Source organism: Paenibacillus sp. GCM10012306, assembly GCF_042649265.1.
Classification (GTDB): Bacteria; Bacillota; Bacilli; order Paenibacillales; family Paenibacillaceae; genus Paenibacillus_AQ.
The window spans coordinates 249,846-267,387 of sequence record NZ_JBHRYW010000005.1 but is presented as its reverse complement, the minus strand read 5'-3'; the positions used below and the strand labels follow the sequence as shown (position 1 = coordinate 267,387).

Genomic DNA, 17,542 nt, shown 5'->3' with positions numbered 1-17,542 from the left:
CTTTACCCAAGTAGCAGCTAGCTGCCCGCATTCCATTCCTTGTAGAACTCATCTAGAAAATGAAGCATAAACCCATGACGTTCCTCGGCCAGCTTACGCCCGTAAGGCGTATTCATCAGGTCTTTCAGCTTCAGCAGCTTCTCATAAAAATGATTAACCGCCGTTCCTTTACTGTAATCCCGGTATTCCGCCTTCAGCGATTCCTCGCGCGGAGGCAGGCCGGGATCATGCATTGGGCGCCCCTTCGCACCCGAGAACACGAACGTGCGGGCAATGCCGATTGCACCAAGTGCATCCAGACGGTCCGCATCCTGCACGACCCGCCCTTCCAGCGTTTTCATCGGTTCGCCCCCACCACCGCTGTAAGACATCGTGTCAATGATCTCGAGAATATGTTCAATCTGTCCACGATCGTCTATGCAGGACAGAAGCCAATTGCGGACCTTCTCCATTCCGGCTTTCTTGGAGGGGTTCAATTTCTCGTCGGCAACATCATGTAGCAGTGCCGCCATGGCGCAGATGAAAGGGTCTGCCTGTTCCTGCGCCGCGATGGCACAGGCGGTATTTCTGACTCTATCGGAATGCCACCAATCATGGCCCGTCGTATCCTGGCCCAATTGCTCCTGTACAAAATCCTCTGTGCGGGAAATAATGTGTGAGGTGTTCATGGGTACGCTCCCTTTTCGCTATAAATAATAGTACAATGAATCAATTTCATAAATCCATAAGTGAGCGTCTAATCATCGATATCTAGTTGTACATGGTTTAGGTATAACTAGATATTTCACCTATCGGGATTGAAATCTGCATGATGAAGTTGATTCACATGGACGTCTCATTATAGCTTACACACAGCCATTCGCCTACCTTAATTGAGACGACATCAAAAGTATTGACTTGCAAGACCTAACATTATCCGTTATAATCTGCTGTAATTACGAAGAAAGGGAGATGATTCACCATGTGTCTTACTACAACGAACCTCATATTGAATCAACTCCATCATTATTACAAACAGCGTTAGCACCCCTGTAACTATTCAGGGCGGGCTAACGCTTTCGCGTTTGGCCTCCCTGCGGCATATGCGAACGCGCAGGACCAAGAGGTCCGGCGCGTTTTTTTGTTCTTTAAATTTATGACTATGCCAATTCAAAGGAGCTGCCAACCATGCAAAATGTCAAAGGAACCTACGATTACTTCGGAAAAGAACAACGGCTGCGGAAAAAAGTTCAAGCCCTCCTCGAAGAACAGTTTGCACTATATGATTATGAATCTATGGATACTACTTTGCTGAACGAGCTTGAGCTGCTGACCTCAAAGTACGCCGGGGGCGATGAGATTCTGAAAGAGATGTATCAACTCAGCGATCAAGGAGAACGCAGATTAGGACTTCGCTATGACCTAACCATTCCCTTCGCCAAAGTGATTGCCCTGAATCCTGGAATTGAACTGCCTTTCAAGCGTTATGAGATCGGCAAAGTATTCCGCGACGGTCCGGTCAAGCGGGGACGGCTACGGGAATTCCTGCAATGTGATGCCGATGTCGTCGGCATTTCCGGCCCGGAGGCAGAAGCCGAGCTGATGCAGCTCGCAAACGAAGTCTTCCGCAGGCTGGAGATCCCTGTCGTGATGAAATGGAACAACCGGCGCTTCCTGGGTGAAATTCTGGAGGCCCTTGGCGTCCCAGCCTCCGACAGCTTATCGGTGATGTTGACTCTAGACAAGCTGCAAAAAGTCGGCGCAGCTGGCGTGAGGAGTGAGCTGACGGACAAAGGGCTTAACGATGATACGACCGCCGCCATTCTCGAATTGATCGGGATGGAAAATCCTGATTTTGAACAACTGTGTAGCAAGTATAACTTGACCGGACAACCTGGCGCTGTAGAGGTACTCTCCCTTCAGACCCTGATCTCGAAGATAGGGCTGCAGGAGACCTGTCAGTTCGATCCGTTCCTGTCTCGAGGCCTCTCCTTCTACACCGGTACGGTATATGAGATTTTCGATGCCTCCGGCACCTTCACTTCCAGTCTCGGTGGTGGCGGAAGATATGACGCCATCATTGGAAAGCTGGTTGAACGGGAGGATATGGCGTACCCGACGGTTGGATTGTCTTTTGGCATGGAATCGATTATGGCCCTCCTTGGTGAACGTCCGATGGAGGAGAATAACGCCTCAGTCATGATTATCCCCATAGGTGACGATACCATGGCGCAGGCGCTGCTCACCGCAGCACAGCTTCGTGTGGAAGGTATCCGTACCACAATTGAAACCGGGAAACGTAAGCTCAAAAAGGTGCTGGCTTCCGCCTCGACCAAAGGCATCCGATATGTGATTCTCATCGGGGAGAATGAAGTTAGCGAAGGGATTGTACGGCTGAAGGATATGCAAGAGCAATGCGAATATACCGTTGCGCCGGATGAAGCCATCTACTTAATCACCAAATAGCTGCTCTTAGTAGCTCATGAACTGACCTAGTGCTCACGAACTGATCTGGTGCTCATGAACTGATCTAGGTTCCTGCGGATCTCACTCCTGCATGAGATAGCCGCTGGGGGTCCAAACATTGCTGAGCTGATGGACATGATACTTAGGGGTACTTTCGTAGTTCCACCATTTGGGACCAGCGACAGCAACAAGAGATACAGGAACTTCTCCTGTACCTCTTACGCTGATTGCTATATATTTTTGCAAACCATAGAGATGGTTTGATCCCTAACCAGTTTCCTATGCCTCAGAACGCATCTTGAAATAGCGCTCCCGGTACTCTTTGGGAGTCTTGCCATAATGCTTTTTGAAGGCAATACTGAACTCATCTGGACTGGCATAACCAACGGTCATAGCAATATCGGATAGCTTCAGTACGTTCTCCTGAAGGAATGGTTCGGCCTTCGCTGCCCTCACACTACCCACATAGTCGTTCAATGTGGAACCGACATGCTGCTTGAACAGTCGTGACAAGTCTGCTTCATTCATATGATACTTATTCGCTAGTATTGGAAGCTTCAATCCGTAACCATAATTAACCTCTACATACTTTCTGACTGCCTCGACCAAAAACACTCCGTCCCGGTCTTCAGTCTTCTTCACTTCCTCTATCAGATGCTGGGCTCTTTCGCTAAGCGCTTCCAGTAACCATTCACCGGAGGGGTGACCCGAAAATAGTGACTGTCCATTCCATAGATATTTCTGCAGCGAGGAACCGCCAGAAGCATACTTTCCAGCTAGAGCCACCAGCAGCAGCAGAATTCGTAGCGCCAGAAAGGTATGCTCATCGGCAGAGCGCTCTTCTTCTACACCCTTACCTTCAAAAATCTCCGTCAGCTGCTCACGGACAGCCTGCATTTTGTAATGCTCAATGCTGTTTGCCAGTTTTCGTTCCGTTCCCGGGGAGAATGTCGGCAGTGCCTGGAGATCTGTCCTATAATCAGCATCGCGCTCCCTGCTCAGTCCCCAGTTCCATAAAGCCGATGCAAATCCATTCTTCAGGTTCTTCAATCCTTTGAATTCCATTCCGATCCCTGCTGCACTGTCAAGCATCAACTCTGCTCCAGAGGTCTTTCGCAGTTCCTGCAAGAACCGGGCAGCCTTGTCCTCATCTGCCGCCTCCTTCTTAAGAGCGATCAGGAAATACTTTAAGGCGGGGTTCCCCGGATCGCTGAACGGATAAACGCCTTTCCACCTGGCCGCCGTCTCACGGCATAGCCTCTGAAAACTTTGGTACAGCAAGTCACGCCGTTCTTGCCGTTCTTTTGCCCATATAGGCGGAAGATGCATCTCCACTGTCACAAACTGTCCCCGCAGGTCATTCCCGGCAAGTGGCGCCATTCCCAGCTGCGTAAGCCGTTCCCTCACAGCTCTTGTGCTGTACCATTCCCCCTTCACAAGCTGCAGTAGATGGTCCTCCTGCAGAAGCCATAGCTGCTCGCTTCGTACAACAGATTTCGCTTTCAGCCTTGTAGGCTGAGCAGAGCCTTGTCCTTCGTAAAGATCAACCGCAAGCTTGGCAAGCAGTGCATTCAATTCATCGCGTGCAACTGGCTTCAGCAAGTAATCCTTCACGCCAAGTCTGACGGCTTCCCGCAGATCCTCAAAGTCAGAGTACCCCGACAACGCCACTGTCCGCAGACCAGGGTACTTTTCCTTGCATATCCTGATGAATTCGATTCCGTCCATCTGTGGCATCCGCATATCCGAGATGATTACCTGGGGCAAGGGCTTTCGCTTCAACAGCTTGAGCGCCTCACTCCCGCTTCCCGCCTCTGACACAATCTCAAACCCCGCAGCCTTCCAGTCAATCTTGGTCTTGATGCTGCTGCGAACACTTTTCTCATCGTCAACTAGCATTACCCCATACATTCTTTCAACCCCTTGTCCAGAACGCGGCGTACACGCTGTCTGCCGTGCAGTGAAGACAGCCCACATGCTCACTTATGCTAACAGTATGTTCCAAATCATCGGAAACCAGACCAGCATAAGCTTTTCATTAGAAGGGGGTATCTCAAAAGGGTACGATCCTCTTCAAATAGGCAGTACATTTGAAGCTGGCTTTGAGCTAGGCTTAGATTTAACAGGAAAAAGTACCGTTAATTCTCCCCTTTCAAGGGTTTTGCTCGAATTACGGGAAATTCTCCAGTTAATTTTCTACCTTGTAAGAAAATCGATGGGTATCCTCGATATTAACTGGAGTTTTTCCAGTTATTTTTGGGAAGCACGCTATTTCCGAACAATTAACGGGAGTTTTTCCTGTTATTTAAGCGCTGCATGACATCCTCTTTTGCTTTTACCGGATTCGCAACGCTTGAAGGCCGAGTGGCTCTAGCTACCTATCCCTTGACTGCCCCTTACTCATCCCTTACTCATCCCTTACTCATTCCCTCCCCATCACTTGCCCATTTCTTACCTATTTCTCGCCTATCCCTTGCCCATCCTTTACTATTCCTTCCCCATACCTTGTCCTGCCTTGCGCTCACTTGCCCAAAAAGGGGAGCGCCGACCACAAATAGAACATGGCGGGGTCAGGAATCTCCTGAGCACCTCCATGTTCTATTTGTCGGATTATTGTTTTCGCACTATTGTTTTCGCATCATTTTTTCCACATTTTTTTGTGCACATTATTTTTAAACAGCTGAACATCTCATCAGAGAATACACCTAGTCGACAACCCATCAAGTGCTACAAGAACAACTTTCACGCCTTGTCGCTATCTGTTACTTCTTCCATTTCTCTTATATAACAGCCTGTTCTAAATTTTAAATTTCTCAACGAGAACCAGCATTTCTTTGGCACTCTGTGTGTTAGCATCCGCCATTGCGGCTTCCTCAAAACTCTTTTCCACAATATCCGCCGTTTTCATTGCAATATCCTGCACACCAACCGCGCCTTCATTCACTGTGGCCGCCACTTGATTCACTGCAACGGTAATACTCGTGACTCCTTCACTCAAGTGATCCGCGGCAGATTCGAACTGATGCATCAATTCGTTGACCATCTGAGCATCCGTATTATAGCGCTGGCTGACCTCTATCAGCCGCCCGTAGTCCCCCAGAACATTTTGGTCGATAAAAGCAAGAATGGCCTCGGAGTTATCTTTCATTTGTTCAACAGAAGAATACACATTCTGCACAACGCTCTGAATACCAGCTGCCGTGGCAGAGGATTTCTCGGCCAGCTTGCGGATCTCCCCAGCTACAACCGCGAACCCTTTGCCCGCTTCTCCCGCACGAGCAGCCTCAATCGCCGCATTCAAGGCCAAGAGATTCGTCTGACTTGTAATCGAGAGAATCGTATCCGTCAGTACATTGATCTCCGCAATCGCGTGGGAGCGCTCGATCGCTTTTTCCATATCGGTACGTACTGTTTCATATATCGCTTTGGCCTTATCTGTCGATGACATCGCATCATGCTGGAGTTCCAGCGCCCGCTGCGTAATCTGGCTGGACACTTCTGCACCCTCTCTGGCTCTGCCGGAGATCATATGTACATGGGTCTCAATCTCATGGATGGCCGCCGTCATTTCCTCGGTCGAAGCTGCCGTCTCCTCCATACCCGCTGACAGCTGTTCAGCAGTAGTCGAATTATCATGCGCATTCTCACGCACCTCAACCGATAGCTTCTCCAGAGTCTCGGCGTTGCCCAGCACCTTGGTCGAAATCGCAATCAGGCTGCCAGCCATCTCCCGAAGCACTACACGTGTCTCAAACATCGCCTTGGCAATGGTACCTGTCTCATCCTTATTTTTAACCAAATACTCGTATTGTGCATCGTACTTCAAGTCCAGCTTGGCCGTCTGATTAATCATATCGGTCAGCTTAACAATCGGAGACGAGATTCTACGAGCCAGCCATAATCCAGTGAGCAAAGTGACTAGCAGAATTCCCAGCCCAAGCAGCAAAATAAACCTCGTCATTGCTTCAACTGGTCGCTTGATTTCGTGAATATCACCCGTTAATACCAGTGTCCATTTAGTATCTGGCAGCACCGTGAAGGAGGCTTTCTTCTGCACACCATTATAGACATATTCCACAGAAGCGTCCTTTGGTATAACCCCAGCCTGGATTTGCTCTACGACAGATTTGACTTGTGCGTTCTCCACAGCGGTTCCTACTTTACTCTTATCGGGATGATAGAGAATAATTCCTGTCTCATCTACGAGGTAGGCATAAGAAGACGGGGCATTAACTGCTTTGGCGTTGTCCAAATATTGTGTGATGCTATCAGTCGTTACGGCAGAGGCTATGAACCCGACCATTTTGCCGTCACTCTTCACCGGGTGGACAAAAGCAATGATAAAGGCACCCGTTAATTTCGATTTCAGCGTTTCGCTGATTACCGGCTCACCGGTGGCCAGTACGCTTTTCGTATAGGCTCTATCCCCCACGCTAACTCCTAGCAATTTTGTGTCACTGTCTCCGACGATTGTCCCATTCATATCGACCACAAACATATGCTCCAGATTGCCGGCGTCTTTCACCAGGCCCTGCAGCCTAGTGTTCACCTTATTCTGCAAAGGGTCGCCGGTCTGAATGTCTCCTTTACCTGCTTTTAGAAGCAGTTCGGCAATTTCTGTCTGTCCGGCAACCAGTGCAACACTTTTCTTTTCCTTGTCGATCATAATTTCAATATTCTCTGCTTTGTTGTCTGTGACTTGCTCCATTGAAGATTCTGTAAGATTGAGTATCGTGTGGGTTGACTTGTTGTAGGCGAATATACCCATTACTGAAGTGGAAAATAGGGTTATTGCAATTAGCATGATCGATAATTTTATTCGAATCTTCATCGTACTCGACACCCTTCCCGGCATGATCTAATCTTTTAAGGAATCCAATAGTTGCAGTCATTATTATTACCATTACTATCGGATTTGGGTCCATATTAATGAATATATAAAGTCGAAATACAGTAAAATAGATCATATTTTGTCGAAATGTAAATTTTAATGTTTTCAAAGTTTAAATTAATGAAAAAACAGGCGGTGTTTTCCACCGACCTGCCTGGTCTTTTATCCTACCTTATGGAATATCATCCGGTTCTTTAGACACCTTGGGGAAACAAAGCATCCCTAGCTGGACAAGGCTGCTTATCCAGAAATTGAGCCAGTGGTCCTGGCATGTTGCTGTACAGATCTTTGAGCGCAGTTCCATTATAGATGTTGCCAATGATAACTGGATGACAGAGTTCGGAGATCAGGATATCGCCATTGCCATGCAGATGGAGCTGTTTTTTGCCCTCAATGCAGTGCGGGAAATACACGCCCGGCTGTTCCTGAAAGCCCATCTCCTCCATAAAACGGTCCATGCAAGTAAAGTACAGCGTGGTATCGTCTTTTTTACGAGAAATCAAATCGTTCACGGCCTGCTTAAGCTGCTCCCGAGCAGCGATGGCTTTCCAGCCAGTATGCCCCATGATGATGCTATTCTGAATCTCATGAGTCCGTACCCCCATATCATAGACGTGATCGCTGATCTCATTCATGTTATCCTGCGTTTCGCTGAATAGCAGCGTCTCCAGTACAGTGTCCACCGGGGTGGCCGCGAAAAGGCTGATATTCTCTCTGATTTTCTTATAGATACTAGGGTGGATATTATAATACTTGGAAAAGGCCTCCGCCGTAGTGAAGTTGAAGGAAATATGTATGGTGGTCAATCCAGCCTGCACCAATTGATTGATTCGTTCGGCACTCAGCAGACTGCCATTGGAGTTCAGCTGCGTCTGAATCCCCCGGGAAGCACAGTAGGCGACAATGTCTACGCAATCCTGAAATTTCAACGTCACTTCACCGCCGGACAGACGTACTCTTTTGAGCCCCGGCAGTTCTTCCAGAATCCGAATCACTTCCTTGCCATCAATACTTTGCCCGTCATTTCGGTTGTAAGCACAGCAGTAATCACAGCGGAAATTACAGTTGGAGGTGACCCCAACTTCCAGCCCCTCCAGTTCGTATGTCAACGGTTTGTCTAGCTCCAAGGATTTATATTTCATGTTCACAAGTCCTCCTGCAAAATAATAAGTACCTTTTAAAGGTCAACCTTAGTGATTATAAAGGTTTGTGGCTCAGGATTATGTGACTTTTATTCTATGTAAATCGAAACCAGATTAGATAGCGCTCCTACAGTTCCAAACTTCCCCCTCGATCCTCCTCGCTTTTTGTAACCGCAGCAAAAAACCCCTCACTACTTCGAGGGGGTTCCGCTTCATTATCTTATCTATTACATTTGATCGTTCTATTTGCTGTTCAGAAAAGCCTTGGGCGACACATAGATGAATCGTTCCGCCCGAGCCATGACATGGAATTTTTGCTCCGGGAAATGACGGTAGAGATAATCCACAAAGTAACCTGGATTCTCGGCATTTCCCGCAAAAATATCATAGTGCAGCGGAATAACCGTCTCGAATCCCGCTACGGCCGCAAACTCCGCAGCCTCCCGGTAATCCATATTTCCGGCAATGTCGCGCTGGTTGCGGAAATAATCACGCCCGTTGATCGGCAGCATCGCTAGATCAATCGACTGGCGGCTAACTGTCTCAATTAACTCTGGGAACAATACGGTGTCCCCTGCATGATAGAGTGTGACCCCGTTCAGCTGAAGAATGTATCCGACATAATGCGGAAGGCCTTCGCTGTCTCTGTCCAGCTGCTCATGCGAGGCTGTAACAGGCAATACCTTCAGCTTGGGTCCCATACTGATCCAGTTCTCCGGCTTCGCGGTCAACAACTGATCTTCCTTCACACCCAGTTCGTGCAATTGTGCTGCGCATACGGCCGGAGCCATAAAGCGGACATCACTATTGTTCTTCACAATAGAAGGAATCGAACCCGTATCCAGGTGGTCCAGATGATCATGTGTGATCAGGCAGATATCGGCATTCGTGATATCTTCAGGCCCGATCGGCGCGGGATAGGTACGATGCGGATTCTCGGAAACATAGGGATCTATGTAGACGGTAACCCCGTCCCCTTTGACAATGACGCTCTCCTGCCCAAGAAACCATACCGCCAGAGTACCGTAAGGAACCTCTGTTTCATTTACTTCCTGGATAATGCTTTGACCTTTACGCGAATTCTGTGTACTCATAGCTGTCTCCTGCCTTTCTGCTTCAAGCCTGCTGTGATCCTGTTCAACAGGGCGATTGTCGGATGCATATCCTTAGAATTCCACGGATTTGCTCATTTCAGCCAAGGCCGGCTGCCCGATAATGCCGATCCGCCAAATGGCAATGCCTTTGAGACCATATCGTTTGGCCAGCCCGATCTTGGCATTAACAGAGCTCTCATTCTCACTATATACGGAAATGCCGAGAATGAGTTTTTCTTTACTGACCTGCTGCAGGGCCAACCGGATGCCCTCATCGACCTTGTTAATTGGTTCAGGCCGGGATTCATCCTCATAGGCATAAGCCATGATGATCAGGTCATCCGCCAAGCTTCCGAGTGTCTTGTAATCATAACCTTTATAAGAGCTGTTAAGCGGGTGAAGAATAACGGTAAGCTTCAAGTCTGCTGCCTTGGCTTTGGCCGATAGGTTCTTGACAAAAGCATTGTACTCTCCTTGCACCTTCGCCTTGTCCCCGGTAAGTCCGAGTCCCTCTAAATCGAGTGCAATTCCTTTAAAACCTTTTTGGGACGCAGTATCCACAATCCCGTTAATAGTCTGCTCCTGAAGCACCTTGTCCTCCAGGTTCTTGGTCAACTCAAGCTTCCCATCCACGGAATAGACCATCAGGTAAGGTTCGGTTCCTCCGGCAGCCGCATTCAGAACAAGAGATTCCGGTGTCACATCTCCCGCTGGCTTCGGCCATCTGAAGTCATCACCTGAAGTTGTAAAGTTCCCACTGCGGTCAATCCGACTCCAGCCGAAAGCTACGGCGTCAAAGCTCGGGATCAGCGATACCTCTCCATAAGCCCCTTGCGCATAGAAGCCGAGCTTATACATGTCCGTCTTCGGCGAAGTGATAGAGACGGTCTTGGTGGCCTGATCCCAGGTCACCGCCGCACCGAACTGCCCACTGAAAAAGCTCAGCGGAATCATCGTGGTACCACGTACATTTTGCGGAGCGACGGCCAGTTTGACCGTTCCGCCATTCACGGTGGCATCCTTGCTACCGAGTGTAAGAACAACTACCTTGGCGTCAGCAGCACCCGCCTTGGTGGCTGTGATCTGCTTGGCACCTTGATTCCACTCCACCTTGATACCTAGCGCCTCAGATATCGCCCGGAAGGGCACCATAGTCGTTCCGTTCATCATAGCTGGTTCCACCGGAAAGGGTAACGGATATCCGTCCAGAATGATCTTAACCCCATCGGATACTGGGGCGGCCTCGGTAGTACTTGCCTGCAAGGCGGAGGCACTGCCCAAGGTGATAGCGAGGGATAATAAGAGTTTGCTGAACCGTTTCATAATGAGTCTCCAATCTAAGAGAATATGAATTTCAGTTTGCTATTCTATTTTTCTCCCTATCATTTTACCAAATATGATATATATAGCAAATTAAAGAAGACAATGTGGATATTTATATGAAGGCGCTGAGGAATACACCCACCGCACGCTCCGTATCAACCTCGACTGCTACCTCGATAAACTCCCCAACTTTAGGCTGTGGACGCAGGTCAGCAACGACCATTCCAGCCGTATGTTCACCCTTGCATTCCACCCGTACCTTCATCTGCCGAGTTGTGACTAGATCTGGTTGCAGAGCCACCATCAATGCCAAAGGATCATGCAGCGGCGCGCTTTCGATGAAATAGTTCACTTCTTGGTAGAATTTGAAGTAGTGAGTTAGCGACTCTTCCATGAACGCAATGATTTCCCGATTCTCTTCCCGTCCCTGGCGCTGTAGCAGGTTGAGGTGCTCCCGCGTAATAACTGTCTTCTGAGTGACATCCAGTCCTACCATCGTCAGCGGCAGACCCGAAGTGAAGACATGGTCGGCTGCTTCAGGATCACCCCAGATATTAGCTTCCGCCACTGGCGTTTTATTCCCCGGTCTGAAGACCGTTCCCCCCATCACAACAACCTTCTTCAACAGATTCTTCAGATTCGGTTCCAGCTCCAGCGCCTGGGACAGATTAGTCAGATGGGCCAGTGTGACCAGTACGATCTCGCCCGGATTCTCCTTGGCGATGCGAACAATAAACTCCGCTGCTGTTTCTTGGACTGGTTGCTGACTGGAGGAAGCCAGTTCCACCCCGCCGATCCCGTTCTCGCCATGAACACTAGTGGCATACCCTGCGGTTTTCTTCGCTAATGCTGTGCCTGCACCAACGGCCACCGGAATCTCATAACCAGGCTGTGCCAGTGACAGCAATCGAAGCGTATTCTCGGTAGCCTGCTCCACATCTACATTACCAAAAATCGTCGTAATCCCTTCAATCACCACATTCGGTGCTTTCAAGGCATATAAAATCGCGAGTGCATCGTCTATCCCTGTGTCTACATCTAAAATAAGTCTAGTTTGATCCATCTCTGTTTCCTCCTGTTAAATACATAATGTTATTGTGCGTTTATGGTTCCGACAGCTCTGACGAAGCGCTCCAGTGCTTCACGCAGCGTAGAACGCGGACAGGCCAGATTGATTCGCAGATAACCTTGGCCCTCGGTGCCGAAGATTGAGCCTTCATTGAAAGCTATTTTGGCTTCCTTGTACATTAGCTTCTTGAGGCCCGGAACATCAAGTCCAAGTGCACGGCAATCAATCCATAGCAGATATGTCCCATCCGAGCGGGTAATGACGATCTGCGGCAGATGACGTTCCAAATATTCGGTAGCATAGTGTACATTGCCGGCAATGTATTGAATTAGCTCTTCCAGCCAATCTTCACTTTCATTGTAAGCAGCCTTAACGACCTCTGCGACAAAATACCCAAGATTGTGCAGACCCAGCGCATCCAGTCTACGCTTGAATTTTCGCCGCAGCACCGGGTTGGAAGCCACGATAAAGGAGGTTTGCAGTCCTGGCAGATTGAAGGTCTTCGTCACAGACAATGCTGTCACCGTGATGTCCGCCAGCTCCGGAGACAAACCGGCAAACGAAAGGTATTTATGACCTTGAAACTCCATATCGCAATGAATGCCGTCCGAGATGACCGTCACTCCATACTGCAGGCACAACTCACCTAGACGCAGCAATTCATCACGTTCCCATATCCGGCCGACAGGATTATGCGGGCTGCACAGAATCATCAATTTTGCCCCGTCCTGCATTAGTCTTTCCAGACCTTCATAATCCATCTCATAACGGCCATCACGCTGCAACAACGGATTCTTGACAACCGTTCGGCCATTCATTTCTATCACATCATAGAATGGACCATAGACAGGAGTCTGTATAATCACTCCATCCCCCGGCTGACTGAACAGCTCCACGCATAACCCCAGGCTGACTACGACACCAGGCGAATTAACAATCCACTCCGGCTTCAATGCCCAATCATGCCTTCTCCCAAACCAGGAGATAATCGCTTCCTGATAGGAGTCATCACTGACGCTATATCCATAAAGTCCCTGCTCTGCACGGCGCAACAGCGCTTTTTTCACGGCAGGCGGGCTTTCAAAGTCCATATCAGCTACCCACAAGGGCAGAATATCTTCATTCCCAAACAGCTTTCCGCATTCGTCCCATTTGACGGAACCCGTATTGCGGCGGTTAATTACACGGTCAAAATCATATTTCAACTATCGTCACCTCATCATCTTGTTGTTCAAATATTGTACCATGGGCCGGGCAAATTAAACACGCATCCCTCTGCAGACAGCAAAAAGACGGCATCTGAAGCATGCCGCCTTTTCCAGAAATTATATTTTTGCTTTCGAGCCCGCTATGGTCCGGGCCACCTGCTCCAGAATATCCGACAGGGACGCCGGATTATGCACATCATAGTCGTCAATATTCAGACGCAGTACCGGACAAGCCTTAAACTCATCGATCCACACGGAATACCGGCGGTGCATCTGCTCCCAGTACGAAACATCCGTCTGAATCTCCATCTCGCGGCCGCGCTCATTAATCCGGGATAGGATGGATGGCAGACTGCCCTCAATGTAGATCAGCACATCTGGGTGCGGGAAATACGGCGTCATTACCATGGCTTCATAAAGACTGGTATAGGTCTCATAATCCGTCTTGGACATCGTCCCTTGATCCGCATGCATTTTGGCAAAAATACCAGTGTCCTCATAGATGGAACGATCCTGCACGAACCCTCCGCCCAGCTCGAACATCTTCTTCTGCTCCTTGAAGCGTTCCGCCAAGAAATAGATTTGCAGGTGGAAGCTCCACCGTTCAAAATCATGATAGAACTTCTCCAGGTAAGGATTATGATCCACCTGCTCCAGTGAGGTCTGGAAGCCAAGTCGGCTCGCGAGCGCACCTGTCAGTGTCGATTTACCTACACCCACGGTTCCGGCCACCGTTATGATTGCGTTCTCCGGGATTTGATATTGGTTCATTCTATAAGCTCCTTTACTTTTGCGGCAATTTCTTCATAATGGGTACGATTCTCCACAAAATCAACCGTATTACCATCTATGGTCATAATGATCGTGGACGGCTCACGAGCAGCCAGGGAACTCATCGCATCATCGTAATCCTCGATCAGCTGCTGCAGATAGGCCTTGTCCATGCCCTCTTCAAAAGAGCGGCCGCGCTTTGCAATTCTAGCCAGCAGGGTGTCGAGATCTGCTCTTATATATAGAATGATATCCGGCTTCGGCAGATCATCGGTAAGCACATGGTAGATTTGGCGGTACTTATCCCGCTTCGTCCCCTTCAATGTCCGCTCGCTAAAAATCAGATTCTTATAAATATGATAATCCGAAATCACCGGCTTGCCCTTCTCTATATACTGGGTAATCGTATCCTCCAACTGCTTGTACCGATTGCAGAGAAAGAACATCTCCAGCTGAAAGCTCCAATCGTCCATGTTCTGATAGAACTTGTCTAGGAACGGATTCTCTTCAACGATTTCCTTAATAATAGGAAGGTGCAAAGTCTCTGCCAGCATCGAAGACAACGTAGTTTTCCCTGCTCCGATCGGCCCTTCCACAGCAATAAATGGCGCTTTTCTCATTGATGCTGAATTCCTCCTCCAAATACGGACCCCTGCTCTAAAAACAGACTGAATTATTGTATCACAGCGGCGTCTATTTTCGCATAATAAAAATTTTAAATGATAACGGTAAACTGGATCTGCCCCGCACCGCTATTTGAGAGATGTACGACTTTCATACCGTTATATCCTAGAAGGAAACTTTTTGAAAAAAGATGCGTCTAACCTTGGAGTGATACATTCTATATTTTACCAATTAAAATATCCGAGGTGCAAAGTTAATGAAGACAAAATTCTTCCTTCTCAGTCTGATGTTGAGCCTTTCGCTGGCAGCGAGTGCTTCTATCGTCAGTGCAGATCCTGCTTCCACCGGTAAAATTACTTCCTACAGTCAAGAATCCCTGATCAAAAGCGATGGCAGTCTGTGGGTATGGAGCTACAATCAGCCTGTTCCTACCCAAATCTCTGGTTTATCGGATGTGCAGGCCATCTTTGACAACGGTTATGTTCTGAAGAAGGACGGCTCACTCTGGCTGTGGGAACGGAAAGGCCGTGATCTGATCATTGAACTGGTCCCTGTCAAAGGATTGGAACGGATTGTTGATGTCTTCCGCTATGGACACACCACACTGGCCCTGAATGAACAGGGCGATGTATTCGCCTCTATTCCGAATGAGGAGGTCTCAGACCCTGCCGCGTTCACTCCAGTAACTGGCATCGATAATGTCGCGGCTATACAGGGCTACTATGCATTTGAAGAGGAACAATATCTCTTTCTGAAGAAAGACGGGTCTGTCTGGAAGGATAATAATAGATTACAGTCCTTTGAGCCGGTTCAGGGGTTAAACGATGTCGTACAGATTGCCCACAATATGGCCCTTAAGGGGGACGGTACCGTCTGGACCTGGCCCGCCACCTTTGAACGAAAGAGCGCAAAACCAAAGGCCATGATCCCGGTGCAGCTTCAATCGCTAGCCAACATCAAAGCGATCAGGCATAATAGCTACTCCAACATTGCGATTGACGGCGAATCCCGTCTTTGGTTCTGGGGGGCGACCATCACGGGAGTCTCGGATGGAACTACATGGAATGATAATCCGGTACCTGTCCTCCTGAGCGGGATCAAGCATGTGCAGGATGCTTTTGTCGTGGAGAACTCTCTTCTTGCCCTGACCACGGACGGCAAGCTCTTCGCTGCCTCCACCTACCGCACCTCCATGCCTGCGGATGCCGAATTTGAACAGATTGTCTCGGAAGTACAATCCATCCGCAGCGGTCCGCGCCATATCATTATGCAGAAGCAGGACGGCACACTCTGGGGCTGGGGTGTGAACAAGCATGCTGAATTGGGTTATGGTGACTATGATTTCAGCCATTATAAGCCAGTACCTGTACAGAATCCGATCTCGGTCTCGCTAAACGGTGAGAATGTAGCGCTGACCAGCGGAGTCATTACAAAGAACGGACAGAATTTCATTCCCCTCCGTTCCGTGTTTGAGAAGCTGGGTGCTAAAGTGACCTATGATCAAATGAATAAGTTAGCAACTGTGGCCCGCACCGATGAAGGTAAACCTACCATTACCATCAATGTCAGTGCTACGAGTGGACAGACTAGGGTCAATAATGAGCTGGTTACACTCCAGAATAAACCGTTCAATACCAATGGAATCCTGTATCTGCCGCTGCGGTTTATCAGTGAAAAGCTGGGTGCAACCGTAGAATGGCTGCCGCAGGAGGATCGGATTGCCATCACCATGAAGTAAGCAGAGAAACACAGACGATTCATACGAGATAAAAACAACAAAGGAGCTTCCAAAAGCCGTAAACGGCTATTGGAAGCTCCTTTTAATGATGTATAAGATTAGGACAGACGACCACTGAAATCCTCGAATTGGAATTCGCGGATAACCTTGAGGCCCTCTTCTTCGTTGTAGGAAGCAATCGCTGGCAGATTCACACCGTTGAACATGTGATTCTTCACCATGGAGTAGTGCGCCATATCCAGGAACACGAGCTTATCGCCGTACTTCAGAGGCTCCTTGAAGGAGTAGTCGCCAATGACGTCTCCTGCGAGACAGGTCATGCCGCCCAATCTGTACGTGTACGGATGTTCACCCGGCTCACCGGCTCCGATAATACCAGGGCGGTAAGGCATAGCCAGAACGTCTGGCATATGACACTCTGCAGAGGTATCCAGAATGGCAATATCCATTCCGTTGTGCATCACGTCGAGAACAGTAGCTACCAGATATCCGGTGTTCAGAGCAACAGCTTCGCCCGGCTCCAGATAAATCTCGAGATCGTACTTCTCTTTCATGTACACAATACAGCGAACCAGAGTATCCAGATCATAATCCGGACGGGTAATATGATGTCCCCCGCCGAAGTTCAGCCATTTCATACCATGCAGGTATTCACCGAACTTCTCTTCAACGACCTTCAGCGTCCGCTCCAAGGTATCGGAGTTCTGCTCACACATCGTGTGGAAGTGTAGTCCATCAATGCCTTCCAGCTCTTCTGGACGGAAGTTAGGTAGCGTTACGCCCATTCTGGAGAAAGCGTAGCACGGATCATACAGCGGAATCTCAAGCTCTGAATATTCCGGGTTAACGCGGATACCGCAGCTGATCTTCTTCGGTGCACTCTGTACCCGATCCTTGAACCGGTTCCATTGATCGAAGGAGTTAAACACAATATGATCACTGTAGCTCATGATTTCGTCGAATTCACGGTCCATGTAGGCCGGAGCGTAGACATGAACTTCTTTGCCCATTTTCTCATAGCCAAGTCTGGCTTCGAACAAGGAGCTGGAAGTCACACCATGCAGGTACTTACCAACGAGCGGATACATGGAGTGCATGGAGAAACCTTTCTGGGCCAAGAGAATCTTGGCGCCAGAGCGTTCCTGCACAGAATTCAGAACTTCAAGGTTGCGAACCAGCAATCTCTCATCCACAAGATAGCTGGGCGACGGCAGGCTGCTGATATCAATACCGATTT

14 protein-coding genes are annotated in these 17,542 nt (G+C 48.8%); 3 read left to right on the top strand and 11 right to left on the bottom strand.

Annotated features, from left to right (window positions below):
• Nucleotides 1–17: 17 nt before the first annotated feature.
• Complete coding sequence (locus ACFORK_RS13875; protein ID WP_379199787.1) at nucleotides 18–668, bottom strand: HD domain-containing protein; 651 nt, start codon at nucleotides 666–668, stop codon at nucleotides 18–20.
• 499 nt (nucleotides 669–1,167) lie between these two features.
• Here ACFORK_RS13875 and ACFORK_RS13870 point away from each other — a divergent pair, with 499 nt between their 5' ends.
• Complete coding sequence (locus ACFORK_RS13870) at nucleotides 1,168–2,445, top strand: histidine--tRNA ligase (protein WP_379199785.1); 1,278 nt, start codon at nucleotides 1,168–1,170, stop codon at nucleotides 2,443–2,445.
• Nucleotides 2,446–2,724: 279 nt separating this feature from the next.
• Here the strand turns inward: ACFORK_RS13870 and ACFORK_RS13865 are convergent, their stop codons facing one another.
• Nucleotides 2,725–4,356 (bottom strand): response regulator transcription factor, encoded by a 1,632-nt coding sequence (locus ACFORK_RS13865; protein ID WP_379199783.1) that lies wholly within the window; start codon nucleotides 4,354–4,356, stop codon nucleotides 2,725–2,727.
• Between the two features lie 85 nt (nucleotides 4,357–4,441).
• Between ACFORK_RS13865 and ACFORK_RS13860 the strand changes: the two genes are divergently transcribed.
• On the top strand, nucleotides 4,442–4,765 hold the full coding sequence (locus ACFORK_RS13860; protein ID WP_379199781.1) for a hypothetical protein: 324 nt from the start codon (nucleotides 4,442–4,444) through the stop codon (nucleotides 4,763–4,765).
• 477 nt (nucleotides 4,766–5,242) lie between these two features.
• On the opposite strand, the gene ACFORK_RS13855 is transcribed toward ACFORK_RS13860, so the two are convergent.
• The 8 genes from ACFORK_RS13855 to ACFORK_RS13820 all read right to left on the bottom strand — a co-directional run bounded on the left by ACFORK_RS13855 (nucleotide 5,243) and on the right by ACFORK_RS13820 (nucleotide 14,563).
• On the bottom strand, nucleotides 5,243–7,276 hold the full coding sequence (locus ACFORK_RS13855) for a methyl-accepting chemotaxis protein (protein WP_379199779.1): 2,034 nt from the start codon (nucleotides 7,274–7,276) through the stop codon (nucleotides 5,243–5,245).
• Nucleotides 7,277–7,530: 254 nt separating this feature from the next.
• Nucleotides 7,531–8,478: a radical SAM protein gene (locus tag ACFORK_RS13850; protein WP_379199777.1), complete on the bottom strand. Its 948-nt coding sequence runs from the start codon at nucleotides 8,476–8,478 to the stop codon at nucleotides 7,531–7,533.
• 242 nt (nucleotides 8,479–8,720) lie between these two features.
• On the bottom strand, nucleotides 8,721–9,572 hold the full coding sequence (locus ACFORK_RS13845; RefSeq protein WP_379199775.1) for an MBL fold metallo-hydrolase: 852 nt from the start codon (nucleotides 9,570–9,572) through the stop codon (nucleotides 8,721–8,723).
• A 72-nt stretch (nucleotides 9,573–9,644) separates the two neighbouring features.
• Nucleotides 9,645–10,895, bottom strand: a complete 1,251-nt coding sequence (locus ACFORK_RS13840; RefSeq protein ID WP_379199773.1) for a stalk domain-containing protein — start codon at nucleotides 10,893–10,895, stop codon at nucleotides 9,645–9,647.
• A 112-nt stretch (nucleotides 10,896–11,007) separates the two neighbouring features.
• Entirely contained in the window at nucleotides 11,008–11,958 is a 951-nt protein-coding gene (locus tag ACFORK_RS13835; protein WP_379199771.1) for a nucleoside hydrolase, read from the bottom strand.
• 29 nt (nucleotides 11,959–11,987) lie between these two features.
• Entirely contained in the window at nucleotides 11,988–13,169 is a 1,182-nt protein-coding gene (locus tag ACFORK_RS13830) for a MalY/PatB family protein (protein ID WP_379199770.1), read from the bottom strand.
• A 120-nt stretch (nucleotides 13,170–13,289) separates the two neighbouring features.
• Nucleotides 13,290–13,943, bottom strand: a complete 654-nt coding sequence (locus ACFORK_RS13825; RefSeq protein ID WP_379199768.1) for a deoxynucleoside kinase — start codon at nucleotides 13,941–13,943, stop codon at nucleotides 13,290–13,292.
• Nucleotides 13,940–14,563: a deoxynucleoside kinase gene (locus ACFORK_RS13820; RefSeq protein ID WP_379199766.1), complete on the bottom strand. Its 624-nt coding sequence runs from the start codon at nucleotides 14,561–14,563 to the stop codon at nucleotides 13,940–13,942. The genes ACFORK_RS13825 and ACFORK_RS13820 overlap by 4 nt, the downstream gene beginning before the upstream one ends.
• Before the next feature lie 260 nt (nucleotides 14,564–14,823).
• Here ACFORK_RS13820 and ACFORK_RS13815 point away from each other — a divergent pair, with 260 nt between their 5' ends.
• Nucleotides 14,824–16,305, top strand: a complete 1,482-nt coding sequence (locus ACFORK_RS13815; protein ID WP_379199763.1) for a stalk domain-containing protein — start codon at nucleotides 14,824–14,826, stop codon at nucleotides 16,303–16,305.
• A 98-nt stretch (nucleotides 16,306–16,403) separates the two neighbouring features.
• Here ACFORK_RS13815 and nspC read toward each other — a convergent pair whose 3' ends face one another.
• Nucleotides 16,404–17,540, bottom strand: coding sequence for a carboxynorspermidine decarboxylase (gene nspC / locus ACFORK_RS13810; protein ID WP_379199995.1), 1,137 nt, complete (start codon nucleotides 17,538–17,540; stop codon nucleotides 16,404–16,406).
• Nucleotides 17,541–17,542: the final 2 nt, after the last annotated feature.

Bases quoted from the DNA above. Each gene is read 5' to 3' on its own strand.
- ACFORK_RS13855 (WP_379199779.1), bottom strand. From the start codon at position 7,276: ATGAAGATTCGAATAAAATTATCGATCATGCTAATTGCAATAACCCTA.
- ACFORK_RS13870 (WP_379199785.1), top strand. From the start codon at position 1,168: ATGCAAAATGTCAAAGGAACCTACGATTACTTCGGAAAAGAACAACGG.
- ACFORK_RS13850 (WP_379199777.1), bottom strand. From the start codon at position 8,478: ATGAAATATAAATCCTTGGAGCTAGACAAACCGTTGACATACGAACTG.
- ACFORK_RS13860 (WP_379199781.1), top strand. From the start codon at position 4,442: ATGTTCCAAATCATCGGAAACCAGACCAGCATAAGCTTTTCATTAGAA.
- ACFORK_RS13865 (WP_379199783.1), bottom strand. From the start codon at position 4,356: ATGTATGGGGTAATGCTAGTTGACGATGAGAAAAGTGTTCGCAGCAGC.
- ACFORK_RS13825 (WP_379199768.1), bottom strand. From the start codon at position 13,943: ATGAACCAATATCAAATCCCGGAGAACGCAATCATAACGGTGGCCGGA.
- ACFORK_RS13875 (WP_379199787.1), bottom strand. From the start codon at position 668: ATGAACACCTCACACATTATTTCCCGCACAGAGGATTTTGTACAGGAG.
- ACFORK_RS13815 (WP_379199763.1), top strand. From the start codon at position 14,824: ATGAAGACAAAATTCTTCCTTCTCAGTCTGATGTTGAGCCTTTCGCTG.
- ACFORK_RS13835 (WP_379199771.1), bottom strand. From the start codon at position 11,958: ATGGATCAAACTAGACTTATTTTAGATGTAGACACAGGGATAGACGAT.
- ACFORK_RS13845 (WP_379199775.1), bottom strand. From the start codon at position 9,572: ATGAGTACACAGAATTCGCGTAAAGGTCAAAGCATTATCCAGGAAGTA.
- ACFORK_RS13840 (WP_379199773.1), bottom strand. From the start codon at position 10,895: ATGAAACGGTTCAGCAAACTCTTATTATCCCTCGCTATCACCTTGGGC.
- ACFORK_RS13820 (WP_379199766.1), bottom strand. From the start codon at position 14,563: ATGAGAAAAGCGCCATTTATTGCTGTGGAAGGGCCGATCGGAGCAGGG.